This window comes from Cupriavidus sp. 86D6, assembly GCF_057815095.1.
In genome coordinates this window covers 16,055-31,888 of sequence record NZ_JBYPSB010000022.1, presented here as the reverse complement: position 1 = coordinate 31,888, position 15,834 = coordinate 16,055, and the positions used below count along the sequence as shown (strand labels likewise).

Annotated in this window: 13 protein-coding genes and 1 tRNA gene; 11 read left to right on the top strand and 3 right to left on the bottom strand. The window is 68.4% G+C overall.

Annotation, left to right across the window (positions count from 1 at the left end; genetic code table 11):
* Window positions 1–37: 37 nt before the first annotated feature.
* From fdhE to AC3G88_RS27620, 7 genes are all read left to right on the top strand, one after another.
* Entirely contained in the window at window positions 38–1,003 is a 966-nt protein-coding gene (gene fdhE / locus AC3G88_RS27650; protein ID WP_488774206.1) for a formate dehydrogenase accessory protein FdhE, read from the top strand.
* Complete coding sequence (gene selA / locus AC3G88_RS27645; RefSeq protein ID WP_488774205.1) at window positions 1,000–2,439, top strand: L-seryl-tRNA(Sec) selenium transferase; 1,440 nt, start codon at window positions 1,000–1,002, stop codon at window positions 2,437–2,439. Before fdhE ends, selA begins: the two co-directional genes overlap by 4 nt.
* Entirely contained in the window at window positions 2,436–4,361 is a 1,926-nt protein-coding gene (gene selB, locus AC3G88_RS27640) for a selenocysteine-specific translation elongation factor (protein WP_488894347.1), read from the top strand. The genes selA and selB overlap by 4 nt, the downstream gene beginning before the upstream one ends.
* 9 nt (window positions 4,362–4,370) lie before the next feature.
* Window positions 4,371–4,466 (top strand) — tRNA-Sec (locus AC3G88_RS27635).
* 111 nt (window positions 4,467–4,577) lie between these two features.
* Complete coding sequence (locus tag AC3G88_RS27630) at window positions 4,578–5,714, top strand: transglutaminase-like domain-containing protein (RefSeq protein ID WP_488894346.1); 1,137 nt, start codon at window positions 4,578–4,580, stop codon at window positions 5,712–5,714.
* Entirely contained in the window at window positions 5,714–6,781 is a 1,068-nt protein-coding gene (gene selD, locus AC3G88_RS27625) for a selenide, water dikinase SelD (protein WP_488894345.1), read from the top strand. The genes AC3G88_RS27630 and selD overlap by 1 nt, the downstream gene beginning before the upstream one ends.
* Before the next feature lie 260 nt (window positions 6,782–7,041).
* Window positions 7,042–7,752 (top strand): glycosyltransferase family 2 protein, encoded by a 711-nt coding sequence (locus AC3G88_RS27620; RefSeq protein WP_488774201.1) that lies wholly within the window; start codon window positions 7,042–7,044, stop codon window positions 7,750–7,752.
* Between the two features lie 15 nt (window positions 7,753–7,767).
* On the opposite strand, the gene AC3G88_RS27615 is transcribed toward AC3G88_RS27620, so the two are convergent.
* Window positions 7,768–8,496 carry a 2OG-Fe(II) oxygenase gene (locus tag AC3G88_RS27615; protein WP_488774200.1) on the bottom strand — a complete coding sequence of 243 codons (729 nt, stop codon included), beginning with the start codon at window positions 8,494–8,496 and terminating at the stop codon, window positions 7,768–7,770.
* 155 nt (window positions 8,497–8,651) lie between these two features.
* On the opposite strand from AC3G88_RS27615, the gene AC3G88_RS27610 reads away from it, so the two are divergent.
* From AC3G88_RS27610 to AC3G88_RS27600, 3 genes are all read left to right on the top strand, one after another.
* Complete coding sequence (locus AC3G88_RS27610; protein WP_488774199.1) at window positions 8,652–9,353, top strand: type II secretion system protein N; 702 nt, start codon at window positions 8,652–8,654, stop codon at window positions 9,351–9,353.
* A 489-nt stretch (window positions 9,354–9,842) separates the two neighbouring features.
* Window positions 9,843–10,310 carry a ferric iron uptake transcriptional regulator gene (fur, locus tag AC3G88_RS27605; RefSeq protein WP_488774198.1) on the top strand — a complete coding sequence of 156 codons (468 nt, stop codon included), beginning with the start codon at window positions 9,843–9,845 and terminating at the stop codon, window positions 10,308–10,310.
* 108 nt (window positions 10,311–10,418) lie between these two features.
* A complete protein-coding gene (locus AC3G88_RS27600) occupies window positions 10,419–10,802 on the top strand; it encodes a hypothetical protein (protein ID WP_488774197.1) in 384 nt (127 codons plus the stop codon).
* A 25-nt stretch (window positions 10,803–10,827) separates the two neighbouring features.
* On the opposite strand, the gene AC3G88_RS27595 is transcribed toward AC3G88_RS27600, so the two are convergent.
* Window positions 10,828–11,739: a DMT family transporter gene (locus tag AC3G88_RS27595; RefSeq protein WP_488774196.1), complete on the bottom strand. Its 912-nt coding sequence runs from the start codon at window positions 11,737–11,739 to the stop codon at window positions 10,828–10,830.
* Window positions 11,740–12,277: 538 nt separating this feature from the next.
* Here AC3G88_RS27595 and AC3G88_RS27590 point away from each other — a divergent pair.
* The gene (locus tag AC3G88_RS27590; RefSeq protein WP_049816016.1) at window positions 12,278–12,607 is read left to right on the top strand and encodes a PadR family transcriptional regulator; all 330 of its coding nucleotides are present in this window, start codon (window positions 12,278–12,280) and stop codon (window positions 12,605–12,607) included.
* A gap of 108 nt (window positions 12,608–12,715) precedes the next feature.
* On the opposite strand, the gene AC3G88_RS27585 is transcribed toward AC3G88_RS27590, so the two are convergent.
* Entirely contained in the window at window positions 12,716–15,559 is a 2,844-nt protein-coding gene (locus AC3G88_RS27585; RefSeq protein WP_488774195.1) for a bifunctional diguanylate cyclase/phosphodiesterase, read from the bottom strand.
* Between the last annotated feature and the right edge of the window lie 275 nt (window positions 15,560–15,834).

Genomic DNA, 15,834 nt, shown 5'->3' with positions numbered 1-15,834 from the left:
ACGCCAGACACGCCGGACTGCCAGAGGATGACGACGGATGGTGCAGCGCATTCTGGAGCCGGCGGAAATCGAATCGATCGACCACATCGCCATCGCGCGTGTGCGGCTGCCCGATCGCGCGGAGGTGTTTGCCGCGCGGGCCCAGCGGCTGCGCCAGCTGGCGCCCGGCAACCCGATCGGCCCCTACCTGCTGCTGATGGCCGCCGTGGCCGACGCGCAGCATGTGGTGGCGCAGTCGCTCGCCGGGTCTCCCGGTTTCGCGGCCCTCACCCCCGCAGCCATCGACCGTGCTGGCGAGCACTGCATGCCGCTGCTGCCCGCGCAGGACGCCGGCGCGCCCCATGCGGCCGCCGCGCTGTTCGACCGGCTGGCCACCACCTGCCCTGAACTCGCGGCCCCGCTGGCAACCCTGCGTGCGATGCCGGCCGATGCGCTGGCCAACGCCGTGCAGGGGCTGCTGGGGCTGCGCCATGCGGCCGACAGCCCCATCGACACCGCCACCGCGCCGCTGCTGATGGCGGCCCTGCAACTGGACCGCACCGTGCTGGCCAGCCAACTGCGCGAGCAGGACCTGCCGATGCTGGACGTCCACACGGTCTGCCCGGTCTGCGGCACGCCGCCGGTGGCCAGCATCGTGCGCATCGGCGGGCGCTACCAGGGGCTGCGCTATCTGCACTGCGGCCTGTGCGCCACCGAATGGCACATGGTGCGCGTCAAGTGCAGCCATTGCGAAACCACCGAGGGCATCAGCTACTACGCCGTCGAAGGCCAGGGCGACGCGCTCAAGGCCGAGACCTGCGGGCAATGCCATCACTACCGCAAGATCGCCTACATGGAGAAGGACCCGATGGTCGAGCCGCTGGCCGACGACCTGGCCTCTCTGGCGCTCGACGTGATGATGGGCGAAGCGGGCTTCGGCCGCGCCAACGGCAACCCGCTGCTATGGCTGGCCGATGACGAAGACGGTGACGGCGGCGTGGCGATGCCGGAGGCGCGCGGATGAACGACACCGTGTCGATGCCCGCCCGCCCCGCAGACATCCCATCGGTCGACCGCGTGCTGCGGCTGCCGGGCCTGCAGCCGTTGCTGGACCGCTACGGCCGGGCACCGGCCACCAGCGCCCTGCGCCGCCTGCTCGACGCGCTGCGCGCCCAGGCCGTGGCCGGGCAGCTCGCGCGCCAGGCCATCGGCGACGACGCGCTGTGCGCGGCCCTGGCCGCGCAACTGGCACGCGACGCCGAGCCGCGCATGCGCGCCGTGTTCAACCTGACGGGCACCGTGCTGCATACCAACCTGGGCCGGGCACTGCTGCCCGACGGCGCCGTGCAGGCGGTCGTCCGCGCCATGACCACGCCGGCCAATCTCGAATTCGACCTGGACACCGGCGGCCGTGGCGACCGCGACGATCTGGTCGCCGACCTGCTGTGCGAACTGACCGGCGCGCAGGCCGCCACGGTGGTCAACAACAACGCGGCGGCCGTGCTGCTGATGCTCAACACGCTGGCGCAGCGGCGGGAGGTGGTGGTATCGCGCGGCGAACTGGTGGAAATCGGCGGCGCCTTCCGCATTCCCGATGTCATGCAGCGCGCCGGCGTCAAGCTGGTGGAGATCGGCACGACCAACCGCACGCATCCGCACGACTACGCCAACGCCATTGGCGCACGTACCGCGCTGCTGATGAAGGTGCATTGCAGCAACTACGAGATCACGGGCTTCACGCGCAGCGTGGAGGTGGCCGACGTGGCGCGCATTGCCCAGCCGCTGGGCCTGCCCGTGGTGGTGGATCTGGGCAGCGGCACGCTGACCGACCTCTCCCAGTGGGGCCTGCCGCGCGAGACCACGGTGCGCGAGACCATCGCCGCAGGCGCGGACCTGGTCACCTTTAGCGGCGACAAGCTGCTGGGCGGCCCCCAGGCCGGCCTGATCGTCGGACGAGCCGACCTGATCGCGAAGATCAAGAAGAACCCGCTCAAGCGCGCGCTGCGCGTGGGCAAGCTCACGCTCGCCGCGCTGGAGCCGGTGCTGCGGCTGTATCGCGATCCGGACACGCTGGTGCAGTCGCTGCCCACGCTGCGCCTGCTGGCGCGGCCGTCCGGCGAGATGGCGGCCATGGCCGAGCGCCTGCGGCCCGTGGTCCAGGCGCCGTTGGGCGATGGCTGGCAGGTCGCGGCCGTTCCCATGGTCAGCCAGATCGGCAGCGGAGCGATGCCCGGCGGGCAACTGGCCAGCTTCGGGCTGGTCAGTTGCCCGCGCGACGCCGGCAAGCGTACCGGCCGGCGTCTGCAGCAGCTGGAAGCCGCGCTGCGCGCGCTGCCGCGCCCGGTGATCGGCCGCGTCAGCGAAGACGCGCTATGGCTGGACCTGCGCTGCCTGGAAGCTGGGGACGAAGCCGCGTTCGCGGCGCAGTGGCCCCTGCTGGCGGAGGCGCTGCGTTCATGATCGTCGGCACGGCCGGACATATCGATCACGGCAAGACCACGCTGGTGCGCGCGCTGACCGGCGTCGATACCGATCGGCTCAAGGAAGAGAAGGCGCGCGGCATCTCGATCGAGCTTGGCTATGCCTACACGCCGCTGCCGGATGGCGACGTGCTCGGCTATATCGACGTGCCCGGCCACGAACGCCTGATTCATACGATGGCCGCCGGGGCCAGCGGCATCGACCTGGCCCTGCTGGTGGTGGCCGCCGATGATGGCGTCATGCCGCAGACGCGCGAGCACCTGGCCATCGTCGAGCGACTGGGCGTGCCGCGCGCCGTGGTGGCACTGACCAAGGCCGACCGGGCCGATGCCACGCAGCTGGCCAGCGTGCGCGGCGAGATCGAGGCGCTGCTGGCCGGCACCCCCTATGCCGGCGCCGACGTGTTCCCGCTCAATGCCACCGACGATGCCGATCCCGGCGTCGCGGCGCTGCGCACATGGCTGCAGGACACCGCGCAGCATACGCCGGCCCATGGCGCCGACGGGCTGTTCCGCCTGGCGGTGGATCGCGTGTTCACGCTGGGCGGTCATGGCACGGTCGTCACCGGCACCGTGTTCGGCGGCCGGGTGGCGGTGGGCGACGTGATGCAGGTGGCGCCGTCGGGCCTGCCCGCCCGCGTGCGCAGCATCCACGCCCAGCACCGGCCGGCGGAGGCCGGCCTGGCGGGCCAGCGTTGCGCGCTGAACCTGGCCGGCATCGACAAGGCAGACATCCATCGCGGCGACTGGATCGTCGATCCGGCCCTGATGGCGCCGGTGACGCGCATCGACGTCCGGCTCACGCTGCATCCGGGCGCCGGTTCGCGGATCGGTCACTGGTCGCCGCTGCACGTCCATCTTGGCGCCGCGCATCGCATGGCCAATGCCGTGCTGCTCGACTGCGAAGCCCTGGAGCCAGGCGGCACGGCGCTGGCCCAGCTTGTATTCGCCGCGCCGGTCTGCGCGGTGGCCGGCGACCACTTCATCCTGCGCAATCCGCAGGCCACGCAGACCGTGGGCGGCGGCGTGGTGCTCGACAACGTCGCACCCGAGCGGCATCGTCGTGCGCCCGGGCGTCTTGCCTGGCTGCTGGCAGTGGAGCAAATGCTCGGCGGCGCCGGCATCCTGCCGTTGCTGGACCATGCGCCGCACGGCGTGGCCGAGGCCCGGCTGGTACGCCTGACAGGCCTGCCGGCCAGCGCCATGACGATGCCGCCCGCCGTGCTGCGTATCGGCGAGACGCTGATCCTGTCGCGCTATCTCGATACGCTGCGCAGCGGCGTGCTGGACACGGTGACGGCCTTCCATGCGCGCATGCCCGACGAGCCCGGTCTGGGCGCCGGTTCGCTGCGCCGGGTGGCATTTGCGGGCGCGCCGATTCCCGACGCGCTGTGGTCCGCCCTGCTCGACACGCTGCTGCAGCAGCATGCCGTGGAACGGCATGGCGGATGGCTGCGCCTGCCGGGCCACGCCATCACCTTCACCGATGCCGAACAGGCGCTGGCCGCGCAGTTGCTGCCGCGCGTGGCGGCGGGGGGCTTCGACCCGCCCTGGGTGCGCGAGCATGCGGTGGCGCTGGGCGCGCCCGAGGAACAGGTGCGCCAGGTGCTGCGCAAGCTGGCGCGCCAGGGCACGCTGCATCAGGTGGTGCGCGACCTGTTCTATGCCGAAGCGGCCATCGAAACCATGGCCCGGCTGTTCGGCACGATGGCCGCGGCGCAGGGCCACGTGGAGGTGATTGCGTTTCGCGATGCCGTGGGGCTGGGCCGCAAGCGCACGATCCAGGTTCTGGAGTTCTTTGATCGCGCGGGATACACTCGCCGCGTGGGCAATGCGCGCATGCTGCGCCCCGATAGTGAATGGCGCCCGCTGGCCACGCCTGCCCGGCCAGCGCCGTCATAGATCCGCAAGGGAAGGCATCCGTATCCGGTGATGCGGCCGGGCTTCAAACCCGGTTGGGGGCGCCAGCCGTTCCCAGGTAGGTTCGACTCCTGCTGCTTTCCGCCATTCCTCTTCGGTTTGCCGCCGATTTCCCTGTTGCCACGCGCATGACCTACCATGCATAAGCAGCGGTTGGGCATGTTTCGAGTCTCGAACTTCTCATCCAGAGGAATCATCATGGACAGACGCGCATTCCTGCGGCTGGGTGCCGCAGTACCGGTTTCCATTGGCGCGGGCGTCGGCCCGGCTTTCTGCGCCCCCTCCTCTCCCGCCGACCCGTATCCGGCCTCCGCCGGCTGGCGCGTCTACGAACTGACCACCGAAGTGCACCTGCCGGCCGCCGCGGCGCCGGCCACGGTGTGGCTGCCCGTCGCCGCCCCGCACCTTGGCGACTATCAGCGCACCGTATCGAACGAATGGATTGCGCCCGGCGCGCGGGCCCGGGCGGCGCGCACCGGGCGCTACGGCGTGGACATGTTGGTCATCGACTGGCCCACCGCCACGCACGGCGCACCACTGTCGGCCCGGCTCACCAGCACCGTGGCGCTGCGCGGCCGCGATGTCGATCTTGGCGCGGTACCGTCGCGCAATCCGGCGCGGTCGGCGCAAGCGGCGGATTCCGCTGCCACGCTGGCCGAGTATCGCCGGCCCACGCAACTGATGCCCACCGACGGCATCGTGCGCGACACCGCGCTGGCCATCACCGCTGGCCTGACCGACGACATGAGCCGCGCGCATGCCATCTACCAGTGGGTGGTGGACCATACCTGCCGCGACGCCAGCGTACGCGGCTGCGGCACCGGCGACGTGGTGACGATGCTCAAGACCGGCGGCATCATGCATGGCAAGTGCGCGGACATCAACGGCCTGTTCGTGGCACTGGCGCGCGCGGCTGGCATTCCGGCGCGCGATGCGTACGGTATCCGCGTGGACGATTCCCCGCGCGGCTTCCGCGCGCTCGGCAAGGCTGGCGACATCTCCAGGGCCCAGCATTGCCGGGCCGAGTTTTATGCCGCAGGCTATGGCTGGATTCCGGCCGATCCGGGCGATGTCCGCAAGGTGGCGCTCGAAGAGGTGCCGGGCGGCCTGCCGATGACGGACAGCAAGGTCCTGGCCGCCCGCGCGCTGCTGTTCGGCGCCTGGGAAGGCAACTGGGTAGCCTACAACCACGGCCATGACGTGCGTCTGCCCGGCAGCGGCCTGGCGCCGGTGCCCTTCCTGATGTATCCGCAGGCGAAGACCGTGGCCGGTACGCTGGACAGCCTGGACCCGGCGGCATTCGGCTATCGCATCGCGTCGCGGAGGGTGGCCTGATGACCGCATCGATCGAACACAGGGGTGGTGAAGTCCGCCTGACATCGCTGGCGCATGGCGGCGGCTGCGGCTGCAAGATCGCGCCGGGCGTGCTCGGCGACATCCTGCGCAACACGCGGCAATTTCCGGCGCCGCCGGGGCTGCTGGTGGGCATCGAGACCAGCGACGACGCGGCGGTGTACCGGCTCAACGATACGCAGGCGCTGGTGGCCACCACGGACTTCTTCATGCCCGTGGTGGACGACCCCTACGATTTCGGGCGCATTGCGGCCACCAATGCCATTTCCGATGTCTACGCGATGGGCGGCACGCCGATCATGGCGCTGGCGCTGGTGGGCATGCCCGTCGACAAGCTGTCGCCCGGGACCATCGGCAAGGTTCTGGAAGGCGGCCAATCGATCTGCGCGGCCGCCGGCATTCCGATTGCCGGCGGCCATTCGATCGACTCGGTCGAGCCGATCTATGGGCTGGTAGTCATGGGCCTGGTGCATCCCGACCGCGTCCGCCGCAATCGCGACGCGCGGGCCGGTGACGTGCTGGTGCTGGGCAAGCCGCTGGGGGTGGGCGTCTATTCGGCCGCCATCAAGAAGGAATCGCTGGACGACTACGGCTATCGGCAGATGATCGCCAGCACCACGCAGCTCAACACGCCCGGCAAGGCGCTGGGCGAACTCGACGGGGTGCACGCGATCACCGACGTGACCGGCTTTGGCCTGCTCGGCCACCTGCTGGAAGTCTGCCGGGGCAGCGGGCTGGGCGCTACCATCGACATGGCCCGCGTGCCCCTGCTGCCCGGCGTGGCGGCGCTGGCCGAAGGGGGCGCGGTCACGGGGGCTTCGCGGCGCAACTGGGCCAGCTACGGCCACGACGTCACGCTCGATGCCGGCGTGTCGCACGTCCAGCAGGCGCTGCTGACCGACCCGCAGACCAGCGGGGGATTGCTGGTCTCTTGCGCGCCCGATGCCGTCGACGCGGTGCTGGGCATCTTCCGCAAGGAAGGATTCGGGCACGCCGCGGTGATCGGCGCCATGGCCGAAGGCGATCCGCGCGTCACGGTGACGGGCTGATGGGGTGAGGGGGTGAGGGGGTGAGGGGCTGACGCGGCGCTGCCCTGGCGCGAAGCGATCACCCGCAGGCCCCCGCACGCGCAGGTTCCCGCACGTCGCGCACGCTGTGTGCGCTACCCCACGTTGGCGTAGGCGTTTCCGTGAAAATCTACACGCCACGCTACCGGATTTTCCGCGTTGCAGCCGCGCGGAAGGGGCGCCAGCGTCTAAACGTACGCCAACCCGCGCAATCGCCTCCGCCCGAGGCGGGGAGCCACTCCATGACCCAGATTTCGGTCGTCACCGTCAACTACAACAACCGCGCCGGGCTGGGCCGGACGATGGACAGTGTGGCCATGCAGCACGCCGACACGTTCCAGGTCCAGTACCTCGTCATCGACGGCGGCTCCACCGATGGCTCGGTGGAACTGGCGCAGTCGCGCGCCGCCGAGATCGACATATTCGTCAGCGAACCCGACAACGGCGTCTACGCGGCCATGAACAAGGGCCTCTCGCGCGCCACCGGCGAGTGGGTGCTGTTCATGAACTCCGGCGACTGCTTTGCCAGGCCCGACGCGCTGTCCATCATCGTGAAGGCCGCCCACCAGCACCGGGGCGCCTGGCTGATCTACGGCGACAACATCAGCCCGCGCGGCCTGGAGCCGGCGGCGCCGCTGCACCGGCTGAAGGCGGGCGTGATCCACGCCTGCCACCAGGCCATGGCGTTCCGCGTCTGCGACCTGCGCTACGATGAAAAGTGGCGCATCTACAGCGACCTCGATTTCGTCCTGCAGTACTACAAGCGGTTCAAGGCCAAGGCGTTCCGCCACGTGCCCGTCGCGTTGTCGCTGATCGAGGAAAGCGGCCTCAGCGCGTCGTTCCCGGGCGCCAAGCGCCGCGAGAAGTTCGGCATCGTGTACGAGCGAATGGGGCTGGCAGGGCTGATCTTCGCCCTCGCGTCATCGGTGCTGGCCGCCATCGACCTGCTCTGACCCGCCGCGCTGATATCAGTTGGCGTCGTGGAAAATGATTCCCAGTGTCTGCCGATGACCGCTACGCAGCCGGCTGACGCCGTGACGCAGCGTGACCCGGTACGTCCCCCGCGTGCCTTGCACCGGCCGCTGGTGCACGGCAAACACCACGGCGTCGCCCTTGCCCAGCGCCACCACCTCGGCGCGGGACTGCATGCGCGGGCGCTGCTCGGTCATCACGAATTCGCCGCCAGTGAAATCCCTGCCCGGCTCCGATAGCAAAATGGCCACTTGCAACGGAAACACGTTGTCGCCATACAGGTCCTGATGCAGACAGTTGTAATCGCCGGCCTCGTAGCGCAGCAGCAGCGGCGTGGGGCGCCGCTGGCCGGCACGGTGGCATCGGGCCAGGTAATCGCCGTGCCCGGCGGGATAATCGACGTCGATGCCCATGGCCGCGTTCCACCGGTTCGCGATGATTGCCAGATGTGGATACAGCGCGGCGCGAAAGGCGCCCACGACGTCCGGCAGCGGATAGGAGAAATATTTGTACTCGCCGCTGCCGAAGCCATGCCGGCGCATGTCGATACGCGAGCGGAACAGCGCATCGTCCCGATACAGCGCGGCCAGTTCGTCGCACCTTGCCGGCGGTACCAGTTCCCGAATCACGGCACAGCCGTAGGCGTCCAGGTCATGGCGGATGGCCGGCCAGTCCAGTGCATCGACTTGATGCCGGACGGCGTCGGATGGAGGTCGTGTCTTCATGTCGAATTACCCGATGCCTGATAGGTCTGTAAGGTCTGTGAGGTCTGTGGTGCCCCGGTGCCCGCAGGCCTTGTATGTGCGCGCTGGCACGTTGGACGCCGCGGGAGACTGCTACGCTTCGTCAACTTCACGGAAGCCGCCTCTGGCGTACGCGCGTGCCCTCTTCGATCCGGCGTCGATTCAGCGGTGATCCCGCCACCCAATGGCTGCCGCGCGCCGCCTCGGTGGTGCTATTTGTTGCACTTTGCGCACTGGTCACCCATTGGGTGCTGACGTTCAGCGCGATGCGAACCATTCCCGTACCCAAGTCCGCGCGCATCGCCCGCACCGACGCCGTGGAGACCGGCGCCATCGCCACGCTGTTTGGCGGCAGCGCGCAGCCGGGCGTGCGAGACATCCAGCTGATTGGCGTCGTGGCCGATCTCGATGGCCCTGGCCGATCTGCCGCCATCATTTCGCTCGATGGCGGCCCGCCCAAGGCAGTCCGCGCCGGGGCGTCGCTGTCCTCTGAGATCCGCCTGACCGAGATCCATGGGCGCAATATCGTCATCGACCGCAATGGCGTGCGGCAGGAAATCGCGCTGCCGCTGCCGGGCACGGCCTCGGCGGGCCGCCCGGGGAATGTCCCCGCGTCGCCCCCGTCTGGCGCGGCTGCCCCGTTAGCGACACCGATGCCCGCCCCGGTCCAGTCGCCTCCGCCGCAGTCTGCCAACGCACCGGCGCGGCAGCCTTCCCAGACTCCGCAACAAAACGTCCAACCCCAGCTACAACCGCAGGCGGAGCCCCAGCCCAGCCCGCAGGAGATTCCGCAGATTCCCGGGCAGCCGTTCAGGGCCGTACAGCCGCCCGGCGGGTGATTCCAGCCGACCCAGGCACCCAAACCCCACTCACCTTCATGGACAAAAATATTCCTTGAAATGAGATCGATTCCCATTTACTATCCAACCACTGTCTAACGCACGGCACCGCCGGGGCGGACAGGAACAGATTGCTGGGCGTGGTAGCGATGGATCGATACGGCGCCCGATACCGTCTTTTGTGGGGACCGCTCCGACACACGGAGCGTTTGGTAGTAGCCAGCTCCAGGAAGATCGGGAAAACATCCAGACCCCGTTTTCCCGATCGCGTCATCCTGCAGCAAGCCAGGCCACCTTTTTATTCCGCGCGCCACGCAGGCACAGCGCGCCGTCCGGAGCGATGCAACGTGTTCGATCCGACGCTTCCCGCCTGCTTCCGCCACGATCTGGCGGAAGGTTGGCCGGCCAAGGGCGCCGGCCCCAGCTTTCCGCCGTGGATCCACCGCCTGGAGTATTAACCGTGCGTCCCAGTGGGGCGCGAGCCGCCGCATGACTATTTCCACAGTGAACTCCGAAGCCGTACCTCTCAAGCGCGCGGGCCTGAAAGCCACGTCGCCGCGCATGCACGTGCTGGAAGCGTTCCGCAACAGCGACCGCCGCCACCTGAGCGCGGAAGACGTCTACCGGATCCTGCTCGACCTCGATGTCGATGCGGGGCTGTCCACCGTCTACCGCGTGCTCAACCAGCTGGTGCAAGCCAATATCCTGCTGCGTCACAGCTTCGAGTCCGACCATGCCGTGTTCGAACTCAACGAGGGCGGCCATCACGACCACCTGATCTGTATCGCCTGCGGCGTGGTGGAGGAATTCAGCGACGAAGGCATCGAGGCGCGCCAACAGCAGGTAGCCGCGCAGAACGACTTTGTGCTGCGCGAACACATGCTCGTGCTCTATGGCCTGTGCCCGGCCTGCCAGCGGTCGGATGTCGAGACGGCCACCGGCATCCTCAGGAAGTAACGCCGACGTTTCTTACACAAACACGAAGTGCCGTTACAAAGGCGTGCAATCGGTAATACGCCAGATGGGTAGAGTGGAGCCATAGCACCTTACCCACTGGTGATCACGATGAACAAGCGCCCCCTGTATCTCTCCCTCCTCGTTTCCGGCGCCGCCGCGCTGGCCACTTCCACTGCCGCCATGGCGCGCGTCGATGTCGATGTGAATGTCGGCGTGCCCGTTGCGCCGGCACCGGTCGTCGTGGCGCCAGCCCCGGTCTATGTGCAGCCCCAGCCCGTCTATGTGGCGCCGCCGCCCCCGCCGCCGGTGGTCTATCGCCCGGCACCGCCAGTCGTCGTTGCACCGGCGCCCGCCATGGTGATCGGCTGGCATAACGACCGCTACTGGGACGGCCGCCGCTGGTACGACCGCCGCGAGTATCACGCCTGGCACGACCATGGCCGGGGCCCGGACCACTATCGCGGCGATGATCGCGGCTATTACCGCCGCTGAGCGCCGGCTCTCGGTACGCGTGGCATCATGACCGCGCCACGGCCGGCGCAGGCGCCGGCGTCGCGGGGCGCAGCACCAGCCAGACCGCCCCGCCGATCAGCAGCATGCCGGCCGCGTGCGCCCACGACAGCGTCTCGCCCAGGAACATCCAGCCCCACACGATGCCGAACGGCGGAATCAGGAACGTGACGGTCAGCGACCGTACCGGCCCAAGATCGGCGATCAGCCTGAAATACAGCACGTAGGCAATGGCGGTGCAGAACATGCCCAGTCCAAGCATGCCGGCCCACACACCCAGGCCGGCCGCAGGCAGCGTGTTATCGCGGATCAACGCCGCCGCGCTGAAAGGCAGCAGGAACAGCGTGGCACCGACCAGGCTGCCGCCTGCAACAAGCCGACTGTCCAGCCCACCGCGCGCAGTGATCCAACGACGCGTCAGAAATCCGGCCAGCCCGTAACACGACGTCGCCACCAGGCACGCCAGCGCGCCCAGCAACACGTCGTGCGAGAAGACCACCGGACCCGTGCGCGTCAGCACCGCCACGCCGGCCAGGCCCAGCAGCACGCCCGCCGCCTTGGCGCGCGTCAGTTTCTCGGCAAAGAACAGCGCGCCGATCACCACCCCCATCAGCGGTGTCATGGCGTTGAAAATGGCCGAATAGCCAGCCGGCAGCCATAACGCGGCCACCGAATACATCACGAAAGGAATGCCCGAATTGATGACGCCCAGCATGACCACCGCTGGCCACTTGCCTTGCATGTTCCATTTCAGGCCCAGCATGGGCAGACAGGCCGCCAGCGTGATGGCGCCAATCAGCACCCGGAAGAACGCCGTCGGCAGCGGCCCCAGGACCGGCGCGGCAATGCGGATGAACAGGAAGCTGGCGCCCCAGATGGCGGAGAGCAGCAGGAGGCGAAACAGATCGGCAGGCTTCATCAGTTCGATTCAGGCAATGATTGGGTTCAAAGACAGCAAACCGTTGCAATAATGCGACAAATGCTGCACTTTACAGCGCTTTCATGCGATTCGGGCGCAAATCCATGGGGGCCATTTCATCGCAAATCCACGCGCATGGCTGGCTGGAAGCGGACATGCGCCCCTTAGCGCGCGCACGGTCGAAGGGGCGAAATACTGGCCGATTCACGCCCAAAAATGGGGCAACAGCGGCGTTTGTTGCGCCTTCGCCGCAATATCGCTTTCGAAAGCCTTACGGAATCACCCCCCGGTGGTAGGGGTCACTACCACAGGGCGTGACATCGCGTATTCAGTTCCATTAAAATCTGCCCTGCGCCAGAGTTAATTGACCCCTCCGACGCATTCCCGACAAGCCGCCAGGCAACCCTGGCGGCTTCTTTTTTTCTGGCGTTGAGAATCACGTATCGTAACGACTACGGAGCGTGCAAGGGGATGGGGCGCTTCGCTCACGTTGCATTCCCGCGTCAACCGCCACCCCGGCTTTTGCGTTGCCTGCCACATGAAACGACAGTTCCTCGGCTTGCTAGCCCGCGTCTACGTCATGCAATTCGCCATGGAGGTGCCCGCCACCGTGGCCATGCTTGCAGAAATGCTCATGGAATACGGATTCCAGGTGGACATCGGCACGGTACGACCTTTGCTGCGCGCGCTGCAGATGGAAGGCTATCTCGAAAGCGTCCTGCGCGATGGCATCGGGCGCGTCTACCTGCTGACCGAGCAGGGCCGCGAAGAACTCGCGAGCAGCCGGTCGCGCATCGACGACCTGTACCGGCGCCTGCACAATCCCACGGGGGTCGGAGAACCGGCCGTGGTCACCACGAATACCTGAGCGCCCCCGCTCTCACCGACAACCCGGCGTTGCGCGCCATGCGCGAGCCGGGTTTCTTTTTTGTCGAAGCGTACCCGTTTCTGCGTGCGTTTTTGTATGACGCGCCGCTCACGCCGCGTCGGCAAACCCTTTTCCGCCCAGCAGGATCTGGCGCAGCGCATCGAGCCCCACGGGCTGGCAGAACAGGAAGCCCTGCACCGCATCGCAGCCTTCGCCGCGCAGGAATTCGAACTGCGCCTTCGACTCGACACCCTCCGCCACCACCTGCAGGTGCAACTGATGGCCTAGCGCGATGATGGCGGCCGCCACGGCGCGGTCGTGCCCCGGCATGGCCAGGTCATCGACAAAGGACTTGTCGATCTTCAGCTTGCTGATCGGCAGGCGCGTCAGGTAGCCCAAGCCTGAATAGCCGGTGCCAAAGTCGTCGATCGACACACCGACGCCAAGCTGCCGCACACGGCGGAACGTCTCGATCGTCTTTTCGCCACCGTCCACCAGGATGCCTTCGGTGACCTCGATCGTCAGGCTGGCCGCCGGCAGGTCGGCGGCTTGCAGGCACTGCACCACGGTTTCCGGAAAATTCGCCTGCCGCAGTTGCAGCGGCGAGATGTTGACGGCCACGTCGATGTCGAGCCCCAGCTCTTGCCGCAGCGACTGGATCTCGCGGCAGGCCGTGGCCAGCGTCCACGCGCCCAGCGCGCCGATCAGGCCGCACTGCTCGGCAACGGGGATGAACTCGGCGGGGCGCATCGGTCCGCGCTCCGGCGTTTCCCAGGCGATCAGGGCTTCCACGCCCACCACGGCTAACGTGGCGACATCGACGATCGGCTGGTAGCGCAGCCGGAACTCCTGCTCGGCCAGCGCACGGCGCAGCAGCGCCTCGATCGTGAAGCGGGCCAGCGATGCCTGCGCCATCTCCGTGGCAAATCGACGCAATTGCGCGCGGCCATCCTGCTTGGCGGCGTACATCGCCGAATCGGCCGACTTCATCAGGTTGGTCAGCGTGTCGCCGTCGTCGGGATAGACGGCCATGCCCAGCGACGGCGTCACACGCAGCGACTGGCCCGCGATCTGCAGGTCTTCCGACACCCGCGCCAGGATCTTGGCCGCCGCCAGTTCGGCTTCGCTGTCGTGACGCAGGCCGCCCAGCACCACGGCGAACTCGTCCCCACCCATGCGGGCCACCACGTCGCGCGGCCGCACTGCGCCGCGGATGCGGTCGGCGATGGTGCGCAGCACGTCGTCGCCCACCGGATGGCCCAGCGTTTCGTTGATGTGCTTGAAGTGGTCCAGGTCCAGCAGCAGCAGCGCCACGCGATGACCGTGGCGGCGCGCGTCGGCCAGCACCGTTTCGGTACGTGCGTTCAGCTCGGTGCGATTGGGCAGGCCGGTCAGCGCATCGTGCTGGGCCAGATGCCGGATGTATTCGTCCACCCGCCGGCGTTCGGTCAGGTCGTGGGCGATCACCAGGAAGCCGCCTTCGGTGCTGCCGTCGGCCAGCACCGTCACCGTCAGATGCACGGGCAACCGCGATCCGCCCTTGCGCAGGTACGTCCAGTCGCGGCCATCGGTCACGCCCAGCCGGGCCTTGGCCACCAGCGCCGGCAGCCCCGGCTCGACCGTTTCGCCGACCTCGTCCGACAGTTCGCGCGCGTGCGCGGCCACCTCGTCGGCATCGTGCAGGTTGGCGTAGGGCATGCGGCCAACGAGTTCGGCCTCGGCGTACCAGAGCATGCGCTGTCCGGCCCGGTTGATGCCCGTGATCATGCCGTAGGCATCGAACGTGATGACGCAGAACGGCGCGTGATCCATCAGCCGCGCGTAGCGCAGACTGGCGGTGGCCGCGCTCTGTTCGGCACGGGCCAGGCTTTCGCGCAGGCCCGCAGCCACCGCGCTGCCCGCCTGTCCGGCCAGCGAGGCCTGCCGGCGGGCATCGCGCCGTTCCCGTGCCAGCCGGAACGCCAGCCATGCCATCAGCCAGGTGGCCAGCGCGCCCAGCGCCAGCACGCGCATGCCATAGCGGCCGGCGTGCGCGGCTTCGAAGCCGGGCCGCGTGGCGGCGCGCAGCGTCCAGGTGCGGCCGCCGAATTCGATCTGCCGGTCGGCCTCGATCATCGGCTTTCGGTGGTCGTCGCGACGCTCGGCCTCGGGCACACCGCCTGACAGCAAGGCGCCGGCGGCGGCCGAAGGTCCTTCGAACAGCGTCAGCACCAGATCGCCCGACACGCCGCCGCTCACGCCGCGCATCAGGTCGCCCAGCCGCAGCGAGACGTACACGACGCCGGACAGCGCATCGCGCCGTTCGGCGGCGGTGGCTGACGGTACCCCCGCCGGGAACACCGGCGCATAGAGCAACGCACCGCGCTGCGGCGCCTGCGCTTCCACCTCGCGGATCAGGGCCAAGCCTTCGGTCAGCCTGGGCTGGCCGCTGTCGCGCGCCGCTTCCAGCGCCGCGCGGCGCGCCGGGTCGGTGAGCAGGTCAAAGCCCAGCGCCCTGGCATTGCGGCCGCTGGGCGGCTCGTTGAACAGAATCGGGGCGTACTGCGCCCGCTCGCCCGGCGGATAGACCTCGAAGTCGCTCACGCCATCGGCATGGGCCCCGGCCACGACGCCGGCCAGCTGTGCCTGGGGCACGAGCGGTGCGTAACCGATCGACTGGGTGCCCGTTGGCAGTTCGTCAAGTTGCGCCGAATAGAGGTAGTTGCGCCACTGCGCCCGCGTGGTGTGGCCATTGGCGGCCATCAGGGCGGCGGCCCCGCGCAGCAGGCGTTCGTTTTCCTGCAAGCGGTCGGTCAGCGCATCGGCGGTGCGGCCCAGCATGGCGCCCACATCCTGTTCGGCCACCCGGCGCTCCAGGCCCGTGGCCAGGCGCCAGGCTCCCGCCGTCAGCAGCGCCCCCCCTGCGGTAACCAGCAGCGAGAGCACGACAGGAGACAGCAGGCGCAATTTCATGAATGAATGGGGCGGGACAGGATCATGCCGACCCTGGGCATACATTACGTAACATGGATCGCCGCACTATAACCTGCCCCCAAGCGCCCGCACAGTGGCGTCACACACACATGTGTGCGGGCGGCGCCAGGCTGGGGCAGGGCCCCTGTCACGCGATTGTCAAACCCCGGATTGCCCGGGCTGAACCAAACGGGTGTGCCGTGATACCGTTCGGCTGCCTTGTCGTACCCTTGCACTGGATATCCAGGCGCGACGAAAGGCCTTTCGGACGCCGT

Excerpts from the sequence above, each read along its gene's own strand:
- selD (WP_488894345.1), top strand. The coding sequence starts at position 5,714 with ATGACCGCATCGATCGAACACAGGGGTGGTGAAGTCCGCCTGACATCG.
- selB (WP_488894347.1), top strand. The coding sequence starts at position 2,436 with ATGATCGTCGGCACGGCCGGACATATCGATCACGGCAAGACCACGCTG.
- AC3G88_RS27585 (WP_488774195.1), bottom strand. The coding sequence starts at position 15,559 with ATGAAATTGCGCCTGCTGTCTCCTGTCGTGCTCTCGCTGCTGGTTACC.
- AC3G88_RS27600 (WP_488774197.1), top strand. The coding sequence starts at position 10,419 with ATGAACAAGCGCCCCCTGTATCTCTCCCTCCTCGTTTCCGGCGCCGCC.
- fdhE (WP_488774206.1), top strand. The coding sequence starts at position 38 with ATGGTGCAGCGCATTCTGGAGCCGGCGGAAATCGAATCGATCGACCAC.
- AC3G88_RS27595 (WP_488774196.1), bottom strand. The coding sequence starts at position 11,739 with ATGAAGCCTGCCGATCTGTTTCGCCTCCTGCTGCTCTCCGCCATCTGG.
- AC3G88_RS27620 (WP_488774201.1), top strand. The coding sequence starts at position 7,042 with ATGACCCAGATTTCGGTCGTCACCGTCAACTACAACAACCGCGCCGGG.
- fur (WP_488774198.1), top strand. The coding sequence starts at position 9,843 with ATGACTATTTCCACAGTGAACTCCGAAGCCGTACCTCTCAAGCGCGCG.
- AC3G88_RS27590 (WP_049816016.1), top strand. The coding sequence starts at position 12,278 with ATGAAACGACAGTTCCTCGGCTTGCTAGCCCGCGTCTACGTCATGCAA.
- selA (WP_488774205.1), top strand. The coding sequence starts at position 1,000 with ATGAACGACACCGTGTCGATGCCCGCCCGCCCCGCAGACATCCCATCG.
- AC3G88_RS27615 (WP_488774200.1), bottom strand. The coding sequence starts at position 8,496 with ATGAAGACACGACCTCCATCCGACGCCGTCCGGCATCAAGTCGATGCA.
- AC3G88_RS27630 (WP_488894346.1), top strand. The coding sequence starts at position 4,578 with ATGGACAGACGCGCATTCCTGCGGCTGGGTGCCGCAGTACCGGTTTCC.